Below are 15127 nucleotides of genomic sequence, written 5' to 3' on the forward strand. Positions count from 1 at the left end.
GAGGCCGACGGCGGTGCGGTCACCGCCGAGTCGGCGGACGTGACCGTGGAGACCCGAGGGGGCCGTTCGTGAAGAAGTCAGTCGCCGTAGTCATTGCCACCGGCCTGTTGCTGGCCGGGTGCAGCAGCTCCAAGAGCTCGCCGAAGGCTGCCGGGGGATCGAGCTCGACATCGGCTTCGTCGTCCTCCGCCGCCACGTCGGCCTCGTCCTCGGCGCCCAGCGCGAGCGGCCCGGTCAAGGTCGCCTACGCCGCCTCGCTGGCGAACCTGATGGAGCACGACCTCGGCCCGGCTTACAACAAGGCCACCGGCGGCGACTTCCAGGGCAACGCGGCCGGCTCCACGCAGCTGGTCAGCGAGATCAAGGGCAAGGTGAAGCAGGCCGACGTCTTCATCAGCGCCTCCACCGACGCCAACACCGGGCTGATCGGCGACGCCAACGGCGGCTGGGAGGCCTGGTACGCGACCTTCGCCACCGCCCCGCTGGTCATCGCCTACAACCCGAGCAGCAAGTTCGCCGCCGACATCAAGTCCAAGCCCTGGAACCAGGTCATCACCGAGTCCGGCTTCAAGATGGGCTCGACCGACCCGAAGCTGGACCCCAAGGGCAAGCTCGCCGCGCAGGCGCTGACCAAGGACAACGTCCCCACCTCGGCGGTGCAGGTGTTCCCCGAGGAGCAGCTGGTCGGCCGCCTGCAGTCCGGGCAGTTGGACGCCGGCTTCTTCTACTCCAGCGAGGCCACCGAGCTGAACATCCCGACGGTCACCCTCGGCGACATCCACCTGCAGGCCACCTACACCGTCAGCGTCCTGAACAAGGCCCCGGACGCGGACGCGGGAGTCGCCTTCGTGCAGTTTCTGCTCGGTGACGCGGGCAAGGCCCTGATGACCAAGCACGGCCTCCAGTTGCAGCCGATCAAGGTGACCGGCACCGCCGGGTCTGTGCCGGCGCCGTTGCAGTCCCTGCTCAACGCCGGCTGAATCTGAGTACCGACACAGTGCGGCCGACCGTCGGGGGCTCAGGCGCGCGGATGCTGCGCACCCCGCTTCCGTGGCTGGCCGCACTGCTGGTCGCCTACCTGCTGGTCCCGCTCGTCGCCTTCCTGGTCCGGGCCCCGGGCCAGGGCGGCTCGGCGACCGCGGCACCCGGCGTCGGCGACGCGCTGCGGACGTCGATGATCACGGCGACCATCAGCACCGCGGTCGTCACCCTGCTCGGCGTCCCGCTGGGCTACCTGCTGGCCCGCTCCGGCAGCCGCACCGCCGGCGCGCTGGGCGTCGCGGTCCAGCTGCCGCTGGCGCTGCCGCCGCTGATGAGCGGGATCCTGCTGATCTACCTGGTCGGGCCGTACACCACGATCGGCCAGTTCTTCCACGGCGGGCTCACCGACAGCGCCGCCGGCGTCGTGCTGGCGCAGTGCTTCGTGGCGGCGCCGTTCCTCGTGGTCTCGGCGCGCTCGGCCTTCGCTGCCGTGGACCCGGCGCAGCTGGACGTCGCGGCGACGCTGGGGCACGGCGCGCTGTCCCGGACGCTGCGCGTTGCGCTGCCGATTGCGGCGCGCGGGATCCGGGCCGGGATGCTGCTGGCGTGGCTTCGGGCCTTCGGCGAGTTCGGCGCCACGATCGTGCTGGCCTATCACCCTTACACCCTGCCGGTGTTCACGTACGTGCAGTTCAGCAGCACCGGCCTGGCCGCGACGACGGTTCCGGTGTTGGTGACGCTCGGCGCGGCGCTCGTGGTCCTGCTGATCGCCGACCGCGGCCCGGCCCGCCGCGCGCACCGCCGCCGCCCGGTGCGGCTCCCCGAGCCCCGGCCTCCGGCACTGTCGCAGGGTCCTGTCCTCGACTTCAGCATGACAGCTCGCCTCGGCGCCTTCCGGTTGGCGGTCGAGCACCGCGGCGTGGGTCGCAACTTGGCCATTCTCGGCGCCTCGGGCTCGGGCAAGTCCGCGACTCTGCGCCTGCTCGCCGGGGTCCTGCCGACGCATGATGCGCACATCGCCCTCGGCGGCCGCGATCTGGCAGCGCTGCCTGCCGAACACCGGGGTATCGGCTACCTCCCGCAGCACCCGACTCTGCTTCCGCACCTGCGCGTCTGGGAGCAGGTCACGTTCGGGGTCGGCGCCGATCCGGCGCTTGCGGCGTTCTGGCTGGGCCGGTTGAAACTGACCGACCTCGCCGACCGCTACCCCGACCAGCTCTCCGGCGGCCAGGCCCGCCGCGTCGGCCTGGCCCGGGCGCTGGCGCGCGAACCGCGTCTGTTGCTGCTCGACGAACCCTTCGCCGGCCTTGACGCCCCGGTCCGCGACGAACTGCGCCGCCTCCTGCGCACGGTCCTGCGCGAAACCGCGCTGACGTCGGTCTTGGTGACGCACGACCCTGACGACGCGGCGCTGCTGTCGCAGGACACGTTGTTGTTCGCCGACGGCACGGTCCTCCAGGACGGAGCCACGCGCGTAGTTCTCACGCATCCAGCTGGCCCGAACGCGGCGCGCCTGCTCGGCGTGCGCAACATCGGGCACGGCCATGTCGACGCCGATGGAGTGTTGGAGAGTGGGCCTTTACGTATTGCGCTTCCCAAGTCGGCACTGGAAACTCCGGCCTGGGAACACGCGACGCCGCCGAGCGCGGTCGCGTGGTGCGTCCAGCCGCACGACGTCCGCCTGGTCCGTACCGGTGGGACCCGGGCCATCGTCGATGACGTCGCGCACCTCGGCCCGATCGCCGAACTGGTCCTTCTCCTCGAAGACGGCGGCGCCGAACTGACCGTCACGGTCCCCAGCGGCCAGGAACCGGAGATCGGTGCAGAATGCCAGGTGGAGGTGCCGGCCGAAGCCGTCATCGTCTGGCCCGAAGGCTGATCGTCCAGTCCCACCATGGAGTCGCCCGATGTCCGAGAACCCGCACGTCGTCACCAAGACCGCGAGCACGTCGGTCACTGAGACCAGCCGCCGTCTGCTGGAGCTGCTGGAGCACGCCGGCGCCACTGTCTTCGCGATCATCGACCAGGCCGCCGCGGCCCGGACCGTCGGCCAGGACCTGCGCGAGACGATCCTGGTCCTGTTCGGCAACCCGGCCGCGGGCACTCCGGTCATGGCCGCGCAGCCGTTGGCCGCGCTCGATCTCCCGTTGCGCATCCTTATCTGGGACGACAACGGGACCACTCGCGTCAGCTATCTGGATCCTGCGGCGCTCGCCGACCGGTATGGGGTTGATTCCGAGCTGCTTGGGAAGCTCGGAGCGGTCCATGTGCTCAGCGACAAGCTCGCCGCCGCCGCCGCGTGAGCTCATAGGTCCTGTCCGCAGATGAAACAGCCCCCGAAGCGTGGAAACGCATTTCGGGGGCTGTCTTCGTCAATCTCAAGCCGTCAGTCGTTCCCGGCCTCGATCGCAGCGCGGTCCAGCAACTCCTCGTCGCCCTCCGCCTCGGCCTCGGCCGCCGGCCGCGCGGCGATGCTCTGCGCCCCGCCGTCGGTCATCGCGCCGATCAGCTCGCTGGAGAAGGGATGGCCGCCGGGCAGCGTCGCCGCCTCCACGCCGGCACCGCTGCCGACCATGCCCAGGTGCGCGTACTGCTCAAGCTTCGTGCGTGAGTCGGCGATGTCGAGGTTGCGCATCGTCAGCTGCCCGATGCGGTCGACCGGACCGAAGGCGGCGCCCTCGGTGCGCTCCATCGACAGCTTCTCCGGGTGGTAGCTCAGGGCCGGGCCCGCGGTGTCGAGGATCGAGTAGTCCTCGCCCCGGCGCAGCCGCAGCGTCACCTCGCCGGTGATCGCGCGGCCGACCCAGCGCTGCAGCGACTCGCGGACCATCAGCGCCTGCGGGTCCAGCCAGCGGCCTTCGTACAGCAGCCGGCCCAGGTGGCGGCCCTGGTTGTGGTACGCCGCGACGGTGTCCTCGTTGTGGATCGCGTTCACCAGCCGCTCGTAGGCGATGAACAGCAGCGCCATGCCGGGGGCCTCGTAGATGCCGCGGCTCTTGGCCTCGATCACCCGGTTCTCGATCTGGTCCGACATGCCCAGGCCGTGCCGGCCGCCGACGGTGTTGGCCTCCTGCACCAGATCGACCGCCGAGCCGAAGGTCTTGCCGTTGACGGTGACCGGCCGGCCCTGCTCGAAGCCGATGGTGACGTCCTCGGCCGCGATCTCGACCGCCGGGTCCCAGAACCGGACGCCCATGATCGGCTCGACGATCTCCAGGCCGGTGTCGAGGTGCTCCAGCGACTTCGCCTCGTGCGTGGCGCCCCAGATGTTCGCGTCCGTGGAGTACGCCTTCTCGGCGCTGGCGCGGTAGGGCAGGTCGCGCTCGGTGAGCCACTGCGACATCTCCGAGCGCCCGCCGAGCTCGCTGACGAAGTCGGCGTCCAGCCACGGCTTGTAGATCCGCAGCGCCGGGTTGGCCAGCAGCCCGTAGCGGTAGAACCGCTCGATGTCGTTGCCCTTGAAGGTCGAGCCGTCGCCCCAGATCTGGACGTCGTCCTCGAGCATCGCGCGCACCAGCAGCGTGCCGGCCACCGCCCGGCCCAGCGGCGTGGTGTTGAAGTAGGCCCGGCCCCCGGACCGGATGTGGAAGGCGCCGCAGGCCAGGGCCGCGAGCCCCTCCTCGACCAGGGCGGCACGGCAGTCGACCAGGCGCGCGAGCTCGGCGCCGTAGGCCTGGGCGCGCCCCGGCACGCCGGGGAGGTCCGGCTCGTCGTACTGGCCGAGATCGGCGGTGTAGGCGCACGGCACGGCGCCCTTCTCGCGCATCCACGCGACCGCGACCGAGGTGTCGAGCCCGCCGGAGAAGGCGATGCCGACGCGCTGACCTGCTGGCAGGGATGTGAGTACCTTGGACACGAGTGCAACTATATACGACCGCCTGAATAATCATGCCACCGCGTCCACATGATGGGCACGGCGCGCCGTCATTCGGGCCGCCGGCCGCCTGCCTCGGTGGCCCTGTGGCCCCGGCGCCTCGCCTCAGACGGCCTTGACGATGGTCCCGGCCGCTTCGAGCGCGGCCACCTCGTCGGCTGGCGCCTCGGCATCGGTGACGACGGTGTGCAGGATGCTCGACGGCCCCACGTAGGCGTGCGCGGTACGCCCGAACTTGCTCCCGTCGGTGGCCAGGATCGTGCGGCGCGACGAGGCGATGCTCGCCTTCTTCACGGCCGCGTCGTCGAGGTCGTAGGCGGTCAGCCCCTCGGCGGCGCTGAGCCCGCAGCAGCCGATGACGGCGGTGTCGAAGCGCAGCGCGGCCAGGGACGCGAGCGTCAGCGGACCGGTCAGGTCCCCTTCGGTGGTTCGGGGGCGCCCGCCGGGCACCAGTAGCGCGGCCTGCCCCGGCGTCTCGCTGAGCACGCGGATCGCCTGAAGCGACACCGGCATCACGGTGACCGGCCGCTGGTGCAGCAGGCGGGCGACCTCCAGGCACGTGGTGCCGCTGTCCAGCACCACGGTCTCGCCGTCGGCGATGAGCGACGAGACCTCGGCGGCGATGCGGCGCTTGGCCTCGACGGCGTCGTGGGCACGCAGCGCGAACGGCGGTTCCTCGCCCCGGAGGAGCAGCGTGCGGGCCCCGCCGCGGACGCGTTCCAGCACGCCTTGCGCGGCCAGCACGTCGAGGTCGCGCCGGATGGTCATCTCCGAGGCGCCGGTGAGCTCGGCGAGCTCCGGGACCGTGGTGTTGCCCGACTCTCTCACGGCCTCGGCGATCCGCCGGTGACGGTCTGCGGTGCTCATACCGGCGATTGAACACCACGCACAACGAACATGCAAACTGTTCATTCACTGGGTTTTCAAACATGGATTGTGTTCGTTATGGTGGTCGGCATGGAACGATCACTCCGCTCCGCCCGAATAGCGACCTTCACGTACTTCATCCTCTGCGGGACGCTGATGGGCACCTGGGTGGTGCACATCCCCGCCATCGAGCACCAGGTCGGCATCAGCCACGCGACGCTCGGCGGCCTGCTGGTGTTGTTGGGCCTCGGGGCGTTCGCCGGCATGCAGGTGTCGGGGCGGCTGGCCGACCGCTTCGGGCCTCGCGTCGTGGTGCCCACGGCCGGCGCGCTGTGCGGCGCCACGCTGGTGCTGCCCGGGCTGGCTCGGGAGCCTTGGACGTTGGCCGCCGCGTTGCTCGTCTTCGGGTTCTTCAACGGCTGCCTGGACGTGAGCATGAACGCGCACGCGGTTCATGTGGAGAAGGCTTACGGCCGACCGGTCATGTCGGCGTTCCATGCCGCGTTCTCGGTCGGGGGCGTGCTCGCCGCGATCATCGCCGCCGGTACTTCGGGCGTCGGCATGAGCCCGGCGGTGGCGCTCGCGATGATGGGGGCTGTGGGGGTGGTGGTCGCCGTTCTCACGACGCGCGCTCTGCTTCCCACTGAGCCTCGGCCTTTGGTTTCCCTGCCTCTAGCTGCCGAGGACGAGCACCCGCCGCTTCCCTCGCCCTTCACTCGCCGGGGTGCCGGAAGGCGCATCTGGCTCCTAGCCGCCCTGGCTCTGATGATCATGCTCTGCGAAGGCGCCGCGAACGACTGGAGCGCGTTGCACATGAAGGACGTCCTGGGCGCGCCGGCCAGCACCGCCGCCTTCGCATACGGCACGTTCGCCGCGGCGATGACCCTCGGCCGACTGCTCGCGGATCGAATCTCGGCTCGCTTCGGCGCGATGGCGATCCTGCGGTATGGCGCGGCCATGGCCGCCGTCGGCATCACGATCGTTGCGCTGGGGCCGTGGATCTGGGCCGCGTTCGCCGGGTGGGCCCTGTTCGGCCTGGGCTTGTCGGGTTGCGTCCCACAGCTCTTCAGCGCGGCCGGTCACGCCGACCCCTCCGCCGCCGGCACCAACGTCTCGCGCGTCGCCGGGCTCGGTTACGTCGGCATGCTGGCGGGCCCCGCCGTCATCGGCTGGATGACGCATGTGATGGCCCTGAACCACGCGTTCCTTCTGCTGACCGCGATGTGCGTGACGGCCGCGACGACCGCCGGGGTCCTGCGCGTCGGATCGGAGCGCGCGCCGGAGCTGGCGCTCAGCAGCACCTGATTGTCGGGTATCCGCCACGATGACTTGAAGGCTAAACTCATCGCATGACGGCCCCACCGATAGCCCAGCAACCCGCACCCTCCACCGACGACGCCGATAACGCCGACCTCTGGCTGAGCCCGAGTGAACTCTCCTCCTGGCTGTCCGTGGTCCGCCTCATCACGCGCCTGCCCTGGGCGATCGACGGCCAACTCCAACGCGACGCCGACGTGAGCATGGTCGAGTACATGACGATGGCCATGCTCGCCGAGGCGCCAGAGTGGACCATGCGCATGAGCACCCTGGCCGAAGAAGCCTCAGTGTCCCTCTCACGCCTATCGCACATGGCCAAGCGCCTCGAAGCACGCGCCTACATCCGCCGCGAACCCGACCCCACCGACGGCCGCTTCACCAACGCCATCCTCCTCCCCACCGGCATGCACAAGATGCAGCAGGCAGCCCCCGCCCACGTAGCCTTCGTCCGCCACCTGGCAGTCGACAACCTGTCACCCGAGCGCCTACGCCGCCTAGGTCAAGACGCCGAACGTATCCTCCGCCGAATCGACTCGCCCGCGCGCTGACCCGCGCCGCCCCTGGGCCTCGCGCTGCTGCGAGCTGCCTCGCAAACTGAGTCGAGCAGCCTTCTCGAGCTGAATCCCGAGCCCACCGGTTCCCCGAAGTGAGCACTCCCGAACCGCAAGCAGCCTCTCGCTGTGCCGCGCGCTATCCCGACTCGCAAGCCGTGCCTTCCCTCCCGCAGCTCAGCCCCAACTTCCGCCCCATCACTTGAATGTTCATGTCATAGGCGCTAGATTTACCCCTGTCAGCACAACCCGCTCGGGAAACCCCCCGACCATGACATGAATATTCAAGTCCTCCCGAAGGAGACCACCATGAGCGACCTGCGAATCGCCGTCATCCTCGGCAGCACCCGTCCGGGTCGGCGGGGCGAGGTCGTCGCGGACTGGGTCATGGCGCGCGCCAAGGCTCGGGCCGGGGCCGAGTACGCGCTGGTCGACCTGCTCGACTACCCGCTGCCGCACATGGACGAGCCGCTGCCGCCGTCCTTCGGGCAGTACGTCGGCGACCACACCAAGGCCTGGGCCGAGACCATCGGGTCCTACGACGGCTTCATCTTCATCACGCCGGAGTACAACCACTCCATCCCCAGCGTGCTGAAGAACGCGATCGACTACGTCTACGCCGAGTGGAACGACAAGGCCGCCGGCTTCGTCGCCTACGGCACCGTCGGCGGCACCCGCGCCGTGGAGCAGCTGCGCGGGATCCTCTCGGCCGTGAAGATCGCGCACGTGCACCAGCAGCTGTCCTTCTCGGTGTTCACCGACTTCGACGAGGCGGGCGCCTTCACCCCGGACCCGCGCAACGAGCAGGCCATGAAGACGCAGTTCGACCAGGTCGAGTCCTGGGCCCGGGCGCTGAAGACGGTCAGGGCCTGATCATGGCCGCGCCGCGTACTCCAGCCGCCACCTCCCACATCGGCACCCGCCACATCACCACCCCCCACATCGACATCCGCCGCGCCGCCGACCGCACCGAAACCCGCCTGTCCTGGCTCCACGGCCGCCACTCGTTCTGGATCGGCGGCCGGCCCTACGACCCCGCCAACACCCACCACGGCCTCCTCCTGGTCCACAACGAGGACACCATCGACCCGGGCACCGGATTCGAGACGCACCCCCATCAGGACATGGAGATCGTCACCTGGGTCCTCGAAGGCGCCCTGGTCCACCAGGACTCCGAGGGCAACTCCGGCGTCATCTACCCGGGCCTCGCCCAGCGCATGAGCGCCGGCACCGGCATCATGCACTCCGAGAAGAACGACTCCTGGCGCCTCGGCGGCGCGCCGCACTCGGACCCGGTCCACCTGGTCCAGATGTGGATCGTCCCCGACGAGCCCGGCATCACTCCGGGCTACGAGCAGCTCGACATCGACCATGACCTGCTCGCCGGCGGCCTGGTCACCGTCGCGTCGGGCCGTCCGCAGCACGCCGCCGAGACCGCGATCCGCATCCGGAACCGCGACGCCGCCCTGTACGCGGCCCGCCTGATCCCCGGGCGCCCGATTCAGCTCCCCGAAGCCCCGTACCTGCACCTCTACGTCACCCGCGGCTCCATCGAGCTCGAAGGCGCCGGCGCCCTCACAGCCGGCGACGCCGCACGCCTCACCGCCACCGGCGGCCAACGGATCAGCGCCACCGAGCCCGCCGAGGTCCTGGTGTGGGAGATGCACGCCGACCTCGCTCAGGCATGACCAATGACTTGATCCTTCAAGCAATCGAGGAGTGAGAGCCATGCACGAGAACGAGAAGATCATCCGCGCCGCCTACCAGGTCGCCGAGGACCAGGATGTGGCCGGCTGGATCGCCGCCTTCACCGAGGACGGCACGTTCACCGACGAATCCATCCCCCACACCTACCGCGGCCCCGAAGAACTCGGCCAGACCGTCGAGGTCTACGCCAAGGCCTTCCCCGACATGCACCGCGAACTCGAGAAGTTCTACGTCGTCGACAACACGGTCATCGTCCAGCTCCGCCTCCAGGGCACCCACACCGGCCCGCTGGAGCTGCCCACCGGCGCCGTCCCGCCGACCGGCAAGCGCATGGACGCCCCGTGCTGCGACGTCTTCGAACTCGTCGACGGCAAGATCAAGCGCTTCGACTGCTACGCCGAGGGCTCGGTCATCGCCAAGCAGCTCGGCCTGGCCTGAGCACCGGCGTCAGTACTGGCACCGCACCGCACGACCACGGCGCCCGCGACCCCGATCATGGGATCGCGGGCGCCGCCTTGCTCCAGCACCGCGTGATACTTTCCTGCCACGGAACAGGGGCCGAGGTGGGGCGGGGATTAATGTCTGAGACTGAGCTCACTGCTGCGCCGGAACTGCCGGACGCGCCAGAGCTGCGCGACGCCCACGACACGCGAGACGCGTCGGAGACCCCCGACCACAAATCCCCCGACCAAGACCTCGCCGCCTCCGACCCCATCCGCCGCGGCAACCGCCTCACCGCGCACTTCGACCGCCTGGTCCGCCGCGACATCTTCGGCGTCAACGCCGCGGTCCTCCTCTTCCTCCTCGCCCCACTGGCCTTCGGCTACTACGCCCGCCTGCACTGGTTGGCCCACTCCTTCCCGCCCGACAGCCGCTACTACGTCACCATGACGCTCCGCGACCTCGGCTGGAGCGACGCCCACGCGCTGACGAAGCAGTGGACCGACGCCGGGAACATCGCCGAGTCCTGGTACTTCGCACACAGCGACCCGACCTGGCTGATGGTCCAGTCGCGCATGCTCTACCCGTTCTTCGCCGCGCCGTTCGTCCTGGTCTTCGGCCTCGGCGAGGGGATGCCGATCGCCTCGATGGTGGCCTTCGCCGTGATGCTGTGGGCCGTGGCCCGCCTGGTCCAGCGGCTCTACGGCCCGACCGCCGCGCTCGCCGCCGGCGCCGTCCTCGGCGCGTGCGGCTTCATGATGAACCTCGCCGAGGCGGTCACCGATCCGGTCGCGATCGCGGTCCTGGCGCTGATCCTGCTGAACCTCCCGCTCGGCCGGCGCGCCCGGGCGCACAACCTGGTCCTGCTCGCGCTGCTGTCCGTGCTGCTTGAACTGAGCCGCCAGGTGATGCCGACCGCCGCGGCCATGGCGTTCTTCGCCTGGGCCTGGGCGACCGTGTTCCCCGGCCGCGGCCGGTACCGGCGGTGGCGCAACGACTGGCTGTGGCCGTCGGCGATCGTCGCCGGCACGACCGTGTTCGTCCACCTGCTGGAGGGCCAGCTCGCCGGTCGCGGGGCCGGCTCTCAGATGTCGCAGGTCACCTCGGACCCCACTCACATCGCCTGGACCATCACCCGCTACGACGCCCTCAGCACGGTGCACGAGGACCGAGCCCTGTCCGTGCTGCTCGTCGGCGCCTTGCTCTTCGCCGTGATCCGCTTCACCGACGTCGTCTCGGGGCTCCTGTTCGGCGCGATCGCGGGTACCTACGTGATCATGATCGCCGGCCTCGAACCCTCCGACATGCGTTACGAGTCGATCATGTTCCCGGTCGCCGGCCTTGCGGTCGGAGCACTCTTCCACCACCTCGCCCCGGCCTCACTGCGCGGCGGCGTCGTCGGCGACGGCACGCTCCGCTCGGACCGGCTCCCCGCCGTCGACACCTGGTGGCAGCGCGGCCCGCGCCGGATCCCGGCCCTCGGCGCGTCGGCCGTCGTGGGCCTGGCCTTCCTGGTCGGATGGTCGGCGACGCACGGTTCCCAGTCCATGGCCGGTGCCGTGCCGACGGCTCCGGCAGCCGCGGCAGCCCTGGCCGGAGACCCGCACGCCGAGCTCCCCGACCACGCCATCGCCGCCGAGGCGGTCCTGTCCTCCGAGTTCACCGAGGCCGAGAAGATGGTCAAGGGCGCGGGCTCCGGCTTCCTCCTCTACGCCGACTGGCGCCACCCGATGCGGTACCGGCCGTTGTCCCCCAGCCAGCCGGGCTGGGCCCACCGCGGTGCGGACGGTACCGCGGTGCTGTACCCAGGGGACCTGGACGACTCGGACTGGACCGCGTTGTCCCGTGGGTTCACCTTCAACGGCACGCTCGACCCGGCGACGGTCAAGGTGATCACCAGACAGACCAGCGCCTACGGGCAGGACGTGACGTTCACCGTCTCCGCCGGCGGCACCGTCCACCGGGGCCACGCCACCGTCGTGTACCCGATCCGCTCCGTGATGCCCGGGATCGTGACCGAGATGGTCTTCGACTCCTAAGGCCTCTGAAGTCCCCAAGCCGATGCAACGCTGCGCGGACGCCCACGCGTACAGCGCTCGACACATCGGCAAGGGAGGAGAGCGGCATGACGGGGAAACAAGCGGAGTCTGCTGTCACGGATTTCGACCTCATCTACGCGGCGAACGCGCCACGCCTGGTCGGCCAGCTCTATTTGATGATCGGTGACCTCGCCGAGGCCCAGGACTGCGTCCAGGAGGCGTTCGCCAAGGCCTGGCTGCGGTGGGACTCGCTGACCGACGGCCGCGGCGACCCGATCGGGTGGGTCAAGACCACGGCGTACCGCATGGCGGTCTCGCACTGGCGGCACTGGAAGTCCGGCGTCAAAGCCCTGCGCAAGCACGGCGCGCCGCTCGACGCCCCGGAACCGTCCCCGGACGCCGTCGCGCTGCGCGACGCACTGGCCAAACTGCCCAAATCCCAGCGCGTCGCCCTGGTCCTGCACCACCTGAACGACATGCGGGTCGAGGACGTGGCCCGCGAACTCCGCGTCGCCCCCGGCACGGTCAAGGCCCGGCTGTCCCGGGGCCGCGCCGCCCTCGCGGTCCTTCTCGCCGACTGGCACACGGACGTTCTGGCAACGGAGGAATCCCATGCTTGACAACGAAGTCTTCACCGAAGCGATGCGCCCCGAGGACTGGACGCACCTGGCCGGCAACGGCGCCGCGGCCCGCGCCAAGAGCGTCGGCCTGCGCCGCACCCGCTACGCCGGGATCGTCGGCGGCACGGCTGCGGCCGTGGTGGGTGCCGCGGTGATCGCCGGTACCCTCGGCCTCGGCCTCGGCGGCGGCTCAGCGGCCTCGGCGGCCTCACCGGCTGCCAGCGGTACCCCGACGAAGTCCGGCCCAGTGACGATGGCCGAGGTCTTCGCGCAGTGGAAGACCTGCCCGGACTCGCAGCTGACCGTGGCGAACCTGGGCCCGACGGATCCGGCCGACCTGCAGCAGCGGTGGCGCGATGCCTGCCACCGCTACGAAGGGACCCTGTCCGCGCTGCTGCCCTCCTACGAGGTCACACCGGACATGGCGAGCATCTCGCAACCCGGTGGTTCCAATCCCGACTGGCGGGACTACGAGAACCCCGCGTACGTCGTCCCCGCCGGCTACACGCCACACATGAACCCGAACCTCTACCGAGTCGTCAGCTCCGACGGCAGCATCACGTCGGTGATGATCCGTGCGTCCCGCTATGTGGACATAAAGCCGATCTCGGGCGAACAGGTGACCCTGTCGAACGGGCTGAAGGCCACGCTGGGTCTTGGCTCCACCGACTTCTTGAAAAAGGGCGACAAGGGCTACGGGATCTTCATTCTGGACGGCAGTAAGTCGTTCCTGATGACCGCAAGCGGGAGCCTTGTCGGAACGGCCTCCACGCCGACGCCGAACTTCGATTTCAAGACCCTGGTGATGAGCCCGCAGTTCGCGCAGATGGTGACGCAGTCCCTGGCCGAGCCCGAGAGCTGACTCCGCAACCCGTGCCGCTCTCCACCAGATTTGGGGGAGCGGCACGGATTCGCGTTCCTTCCCGCCTTCCCGCCTCTAGGCCAGCGCCCCGAAGAACGCCCGCAGATCCGCCGCGAGCACATCAGGGCACTCCATCGCCGGGAAGTGCCTCCCGCGCTCGAACTCACTCCAGTGCGCGTCCGCCGGGGTCGGGACCAGCTTGCGGACCGTCGGGTCCGCGCCGAACACCGCGAAGCCGTGCGGCACGGGGGAGGGGGCGCCCCAGTCGGAGGACTGGAACTGGTCGTAGAGCGTGTGGGCCGCGGATGCTCCGGCGCCGGTGAACCAGAACAGGCTCACGGTCGTCAGCAGCTGGTCGCGGTCGATCGGCAGGTCGGTCCACTGCTCGAACTTCTCCGCGATCCAGGCCAGCTGCAGGACCGGGGAGTCGACGAGGCCGTAGCCGATGGTCTGGGGCCGGCTGTTCTGGATCGTGAGGTAGCCCGAGCCCTCCTTCCGGAACGCGTTCATCCGCTCCAGCGCCAGCGCGTCGACGGGATCGGCCGGGTCCAGGCGGTCGGCCAGGCCCGGCAGGAAGGTGGCGACGTTGGCCGCGGTCTTCGGGTCGGTGGTCACGTGGACCCCGGTGACGTGCTCGGCGTCGTACCCGGCGACCATCCCCGACACGCCGCCGCCGATGTCGCCGCCGTGCACGCCGTAGCGGTCGTAGTCCAGCCGGCGCATGAGCTCGATCCGGGCGCGCGCCGTCCGGCTGAGGGTCCAGCCCTGCGCGGAGAGCGGTGTCGAAAACCCATACCCAGGAAGGGAAGGCGCGACGATGTGGAACGCCGGGTCCTGCTCCCGTTCCGGGGCGACCAGCGGCTCGATCAGAGTCAGAAACTCGGCGACGGAGCTGGGGAAGCCGTGCGTGAGCAGCAACGGCTTGGCGTCCGGGCGCGGGGACCTGACGTGCAGGAAGTGGATGCGCTGACCGTCGATCTCGGTCACGAACTGCGGGAGGGCGTTGAGCGCCTTCTCCTGGGCCCGCCAGTCGAAGCCGGTCCGCCAGTACTCCGCGAGCTCCTTCAGGTAGTCCACGGGCACCCCGCGCTCCCACCCGGCGCCGGGCACGGACGCAGCCCAGCGGGCGTTCGCCAGCCGCGCGTGGAGGTCGTCGAGGTCGGACTGCGGGATCGCGATCTGGAAGGGCTGGATCTCGGTGCTCATGAGGGTCTCTGTGCTCATCAAGATTTCGGTGCTCATCGGGGCCTCGGTGTACATCAGGGTCTCCATCCGACGGTCGGTCCACCGATCGGCCACCGCCGATCGCCTGTGACGCGAGCCTAGGAACGATTGCGGAAAGGTTCGTTCCGCTATCCCGGATACGGTTCAAGGATGTTGGAGACCTCGGCACGGCTGCTGCGGCTGCTGTCCCTCTTCCAGGCCCGGCGCGACTGGACCGGCCCCGAACTCGCCGAACGGCTCGGCGTGACCACGCGGACCGTGCGCAACGACGTCGAGCGCCTGCGCGAGCTCGGCTACCCGGTCGAGGCCCGGCCCGGCGTCGCCGGCGGCTACCGCCTCGGCCCCGGCGCGGCGCTGCCGCCGCTGCTGCTGGACGACGACGAGGCGGTGGCGGTGGCGCTCGGCCTGCGGATCGCGGCAGGGGGCGCGGTCGTCGGGATCGAGGAGACCTCACTCAGTGCGCTGGCAAAGCTCCAGAGCATCCTGCCGACTCGCCTGCGCCATCGCGTCGAGTCCTTCGCCTCCCATGCGCTCCCGGTCCCGGCCCGCGGCGCCGCCGTGGACGCGGAGGTCCTGACGACCCTGGCTCTCGCCTGCCGCGACCACCTGGCCCTCCGCTTCGACTACGAAGGCCACTCCGGGAC

Annotated in this window: 15 protein-coding genes; 12 read left to right on the forward strand and 3 right to left on the reverse strand. The window is 70.1% G+C overall.

Annotated elements, in window-relative coordinates:
• Positions 1-68 precede the first annotated feature (68 nt).
• From GWK61_RS14300 to GWK61_RS14310, 3 genes are read left to right on the forward strand one after another with little or no spacing between them, the layout of a single operon-like run.
• Positions 69-980, forward strand: coding sequence for an extracellular solute-binding protein (locus GWK61_RS14300; protein WP_194908837.1), 912 nt, complete (start codon positions 69-71; stop codon positions 978-980).
• 50 nt (positions 981-1030) lie between these two features.
• Positions 1031-2860, forward strand: coding sequence for an ABC transporter ATP-binding protein/permease (locus GWK61_RS14305; protein ID WP_194908838.1), 1830 nt, complete (start codon positions 1031-1033; stop codon positions 2858-2860).
• A gap of 28 nt (positions 2861-2888) precedes the next feature.
• Positions 2889-3284, forward strand: a complete 396-nt coding sequence (locus GWK61_RS14310; RefSeq protein WP_194908839.1) for a DUF302 domain-containing protein — start codon at positions 2889-2891, stop codon at positions 3282-3284.
• A gap of 83 nt (positions 3285-3367) precedes the next feature.
• Here GWK61_RS14310 and argG read toward each other — a convergent pair whose 3' ends face one another.
• A complete protein-coding gene (gene argG / locus GWK61_RS14315) occupies positions 3368-4837 on the reverse strand; it encodes an argininosuccinate synthase (protein ID WP_194908840.1) in 1470 nt (489 codons plus the stop codon).
• Between the two features lie 123 nt (positions 4838-4960).
• Positions 4961-5722: a DeoR/GlpR family DNA-binding transcription regulator gene (locus GWK61_RS14320; protein ID WP_194908841.1), complete on the reverse strand. Its 762-nt coding sequence runs from the start codon at positions 5720-5722 to the stop codon at positions 4961-4963.
• 90 nt (positions 5723-5812) lie between these two features.
• On the opposite strand from GWK61_RS14320, the gene GWK61_RS14325 reads away from it, so the two are divergent.
• The 8 genes from GWK61_RS14325 to GWK61_RS14360 all read left to right on the forward strand — a co-directional run bounded on the left by GWK61_RS14325 (position 5813) and on the right by GWK61_RS14360 (position 13259).
• A complete protein-coding gene (locus GWK61_RS14325) occupies positions 5813-7027 on the forward strand; it encodes an MFS transporter (RefSeq protein WP_228562304.1) in 1215 nt (404 codons plus the stop codon).
• A gap of 44 nt (positions 7028-7071) precedes the next feature.
• A complete protein-coding gene (locus GWK61_RS14330) occupies positions 7072-7587 on the forward strand; it encodes a MarR family winged helix-turn-helix transcriptional regulator (protein ID WP_194908843.1) in 516 nt (171 codons plus the stop codon).
• Positions 7588-7899: 312 nt separating this feature from the next.
• Positions 7900-8463 (forward strand): NADPH-dependent FMN reductase, encoded by a 564-nt coding sequence (locus GWK61_RS14335; protein ID WP_194908844.1) that lies wholly within the window; start codon positions 7900-7902, stop codon positions 8461-8463.
• Between the two features lie 2 nt (positions 8464-8465).
• Positions 8466-9278, forward strand: a complete 813-nt coding sequence (locus GWK61_RS14340) for a pirin family protein (RefSeq protein ID WP_194908845.1) — start codon at positions 8466-8468, stop codon at positions 9276-9278.
• A gap of 40 nt (positions 9279-9318) precedes the next feature.
• Positions 9319-9735: a nuclear transport factor 2 family protein gene (locus GWK61_RS14345; protein WP_194908846.1), complete on the forward strand. Its 417-nt coding sequence runs from the start codon at positions 9319-9321 to the stop codon at positions 9733-9735.
• Positions 9736-9875: 140 nt separating this feature from the next.
• Entirely contained in the window at positions 9876-11777 is a 1902-nt protein-coding gene (locus tag GWK61_RS14350; RefSeq protein WP_194908847.1) for a hypothetical protein, read from the forward strand.
• Between the two features lie 86 nt (positions 11778-11863).
• On the forward strand, positions 11864-12397 hold the full coding sequence (locus GWK61_RS14355) for a SigE family RNA polymerase sigma factor (protein ID WP_194908848.1): 534 nt from the start codon (positions 11864-11866) through the stop codon (positions 12395-12397).
• Positions 12390-13259, forward strand: coding sequence for a hypothetical protein (locus GWK61_RS14360; protein WP_194908849.1), 870 nt, complete (start codon positions 12390-12392; stop codon positions 13257-13259). The genes GWK61_RS14355 and GWK61_RS14360 overlap by 8 nt, the downstream gene beginning before the upstream one ends.
• Positions 13260-13334: 75 nt before the next feature.
• Here GWK61_RS14360 and GWK61_RS14365 read toward each other — a convergent pair whose 3' ends face one another.
• Entirely contained in the window at positions 13335-14483 is a 1149-nt protein-coding gene (locus GWK61_RS14365; RefSeq protein ID WP_228562305.1) for an epoxide hydrolase family protein, read from the reverse strand.
• A 150-nt stretch (positions 14484-14633) separates the two neighbouring features.
• On the opposite strand from GWK61_RS14365, the gene GWK61_RS14370 reads away from it, so the two are divergent.
• A partial coding sequence (locus GWK61_RS14370; protein WP_194908850.1) for a helix-turn-helix transcriptional regulator occupies positions 14634-15127 on the forward strand: 494 nt, incomplete at its 3' end.

The organism is Catenulispora rubra, assembly GCF_015356825.1.
Classification (GTDB): Bacteria; Actinomycetota; Actinomycetes; order Streptomycetales; family Catenulisporaceae; genus Catenulispora; species Catenulispora rubra.

What these genes read in the sequence shown, in the direction of transcription:
- GWK61_RS14305 (WP_194908838.1), top strand. Translation starts at nt 1,031, where the DNA reads ATGCTGCGCACCCCGCTTCCGTGGCTGGCCGCACTGCTGGTCGCCTAC.
- GWK61_RS14310 (WP_194908839.1), top strand. Translation starts at nt 2,889, where the DNA reads ATGTCCGAGAACCCGCACGTCGTCACCAAGACCGCGAGCACGTCGGTC.
- GWK61_RS14320 (WP_194908841.1), bottom strand. Translation starts at nt 5,722, where the DNA reads ATGAGCACCGCAGACCGTCACCGGCGGATCGCCGAGGCCGTGAGAGAG.
- GWK61_RS14325 (WP_228562304.1), top strand. Translation starts at nt 5,813, where the DNA reads ATGGAACGATCACTCCGCTCCGCCCGAATAGCGACCTTCACGTACTTC.
- GWK61_RS14330 (WP_194908843.1), top strand. Translation starts at nt 7,072, where the DNA reads ATGACGGCCCCACCGATAGCCCAGCAACCCGCACCCTCCACCGACGAC.
- GWK61_RS14335 (WP_194908844.1), top strand. Translation starts at nt 7,900, where the DNA reads ATGAGCGACCTGCGAATCGCCGTCATCCTCGGCAGCACCCGTCCGGGT.
- GWK61_RS14340 (WP_194908845.1), top strand. Translation starts at nt 8,466, where the DNA reads ATGGCCGCGCCGCGTACTCCAGCCGCCACCTCCCACATCGGCACCCGC.
- GWK61_RS14345 (WP_194908846.1), top strand. Translation starts at nt 9,319, where the DNA reads ATGCACGAGAACGAGAAGATCATCCGCGCCGCCTACCAGGTCGCCGAG.
- GWK61_RS14350 (WP_194908847.1), top strand. Translation starts at nt 9,876, where the DNA reads ATGTCTGAGACTGAGCTCACTGCTGCGCCGGAACTGCCGGACGCGCCA.
- GWK61_RS14355 (WP_194908848.1), top strand. Translation starts at nt 11,864, where the DNA reads ATGACGGGGAAACAAGCGGAGTCTGCTGTCACGGATTTCGACCTCATC.
- GWK61_RS14360 (WP_194908849.1), top strand. Translation starts at nt 12,390, where the DNA reads ATGCTTGACAACGAAGTCTTCACCGAAGCGATGCGCCCCGAGGACTGG.
- GWK61_RS14365 (WP_228562305.1), bottom strand. Translation starts at nt 14,483, where the DNA reads ATGAGCACAGAGACCCTCATGAGCACCGAGATCCAGCCCTTCCAGATC.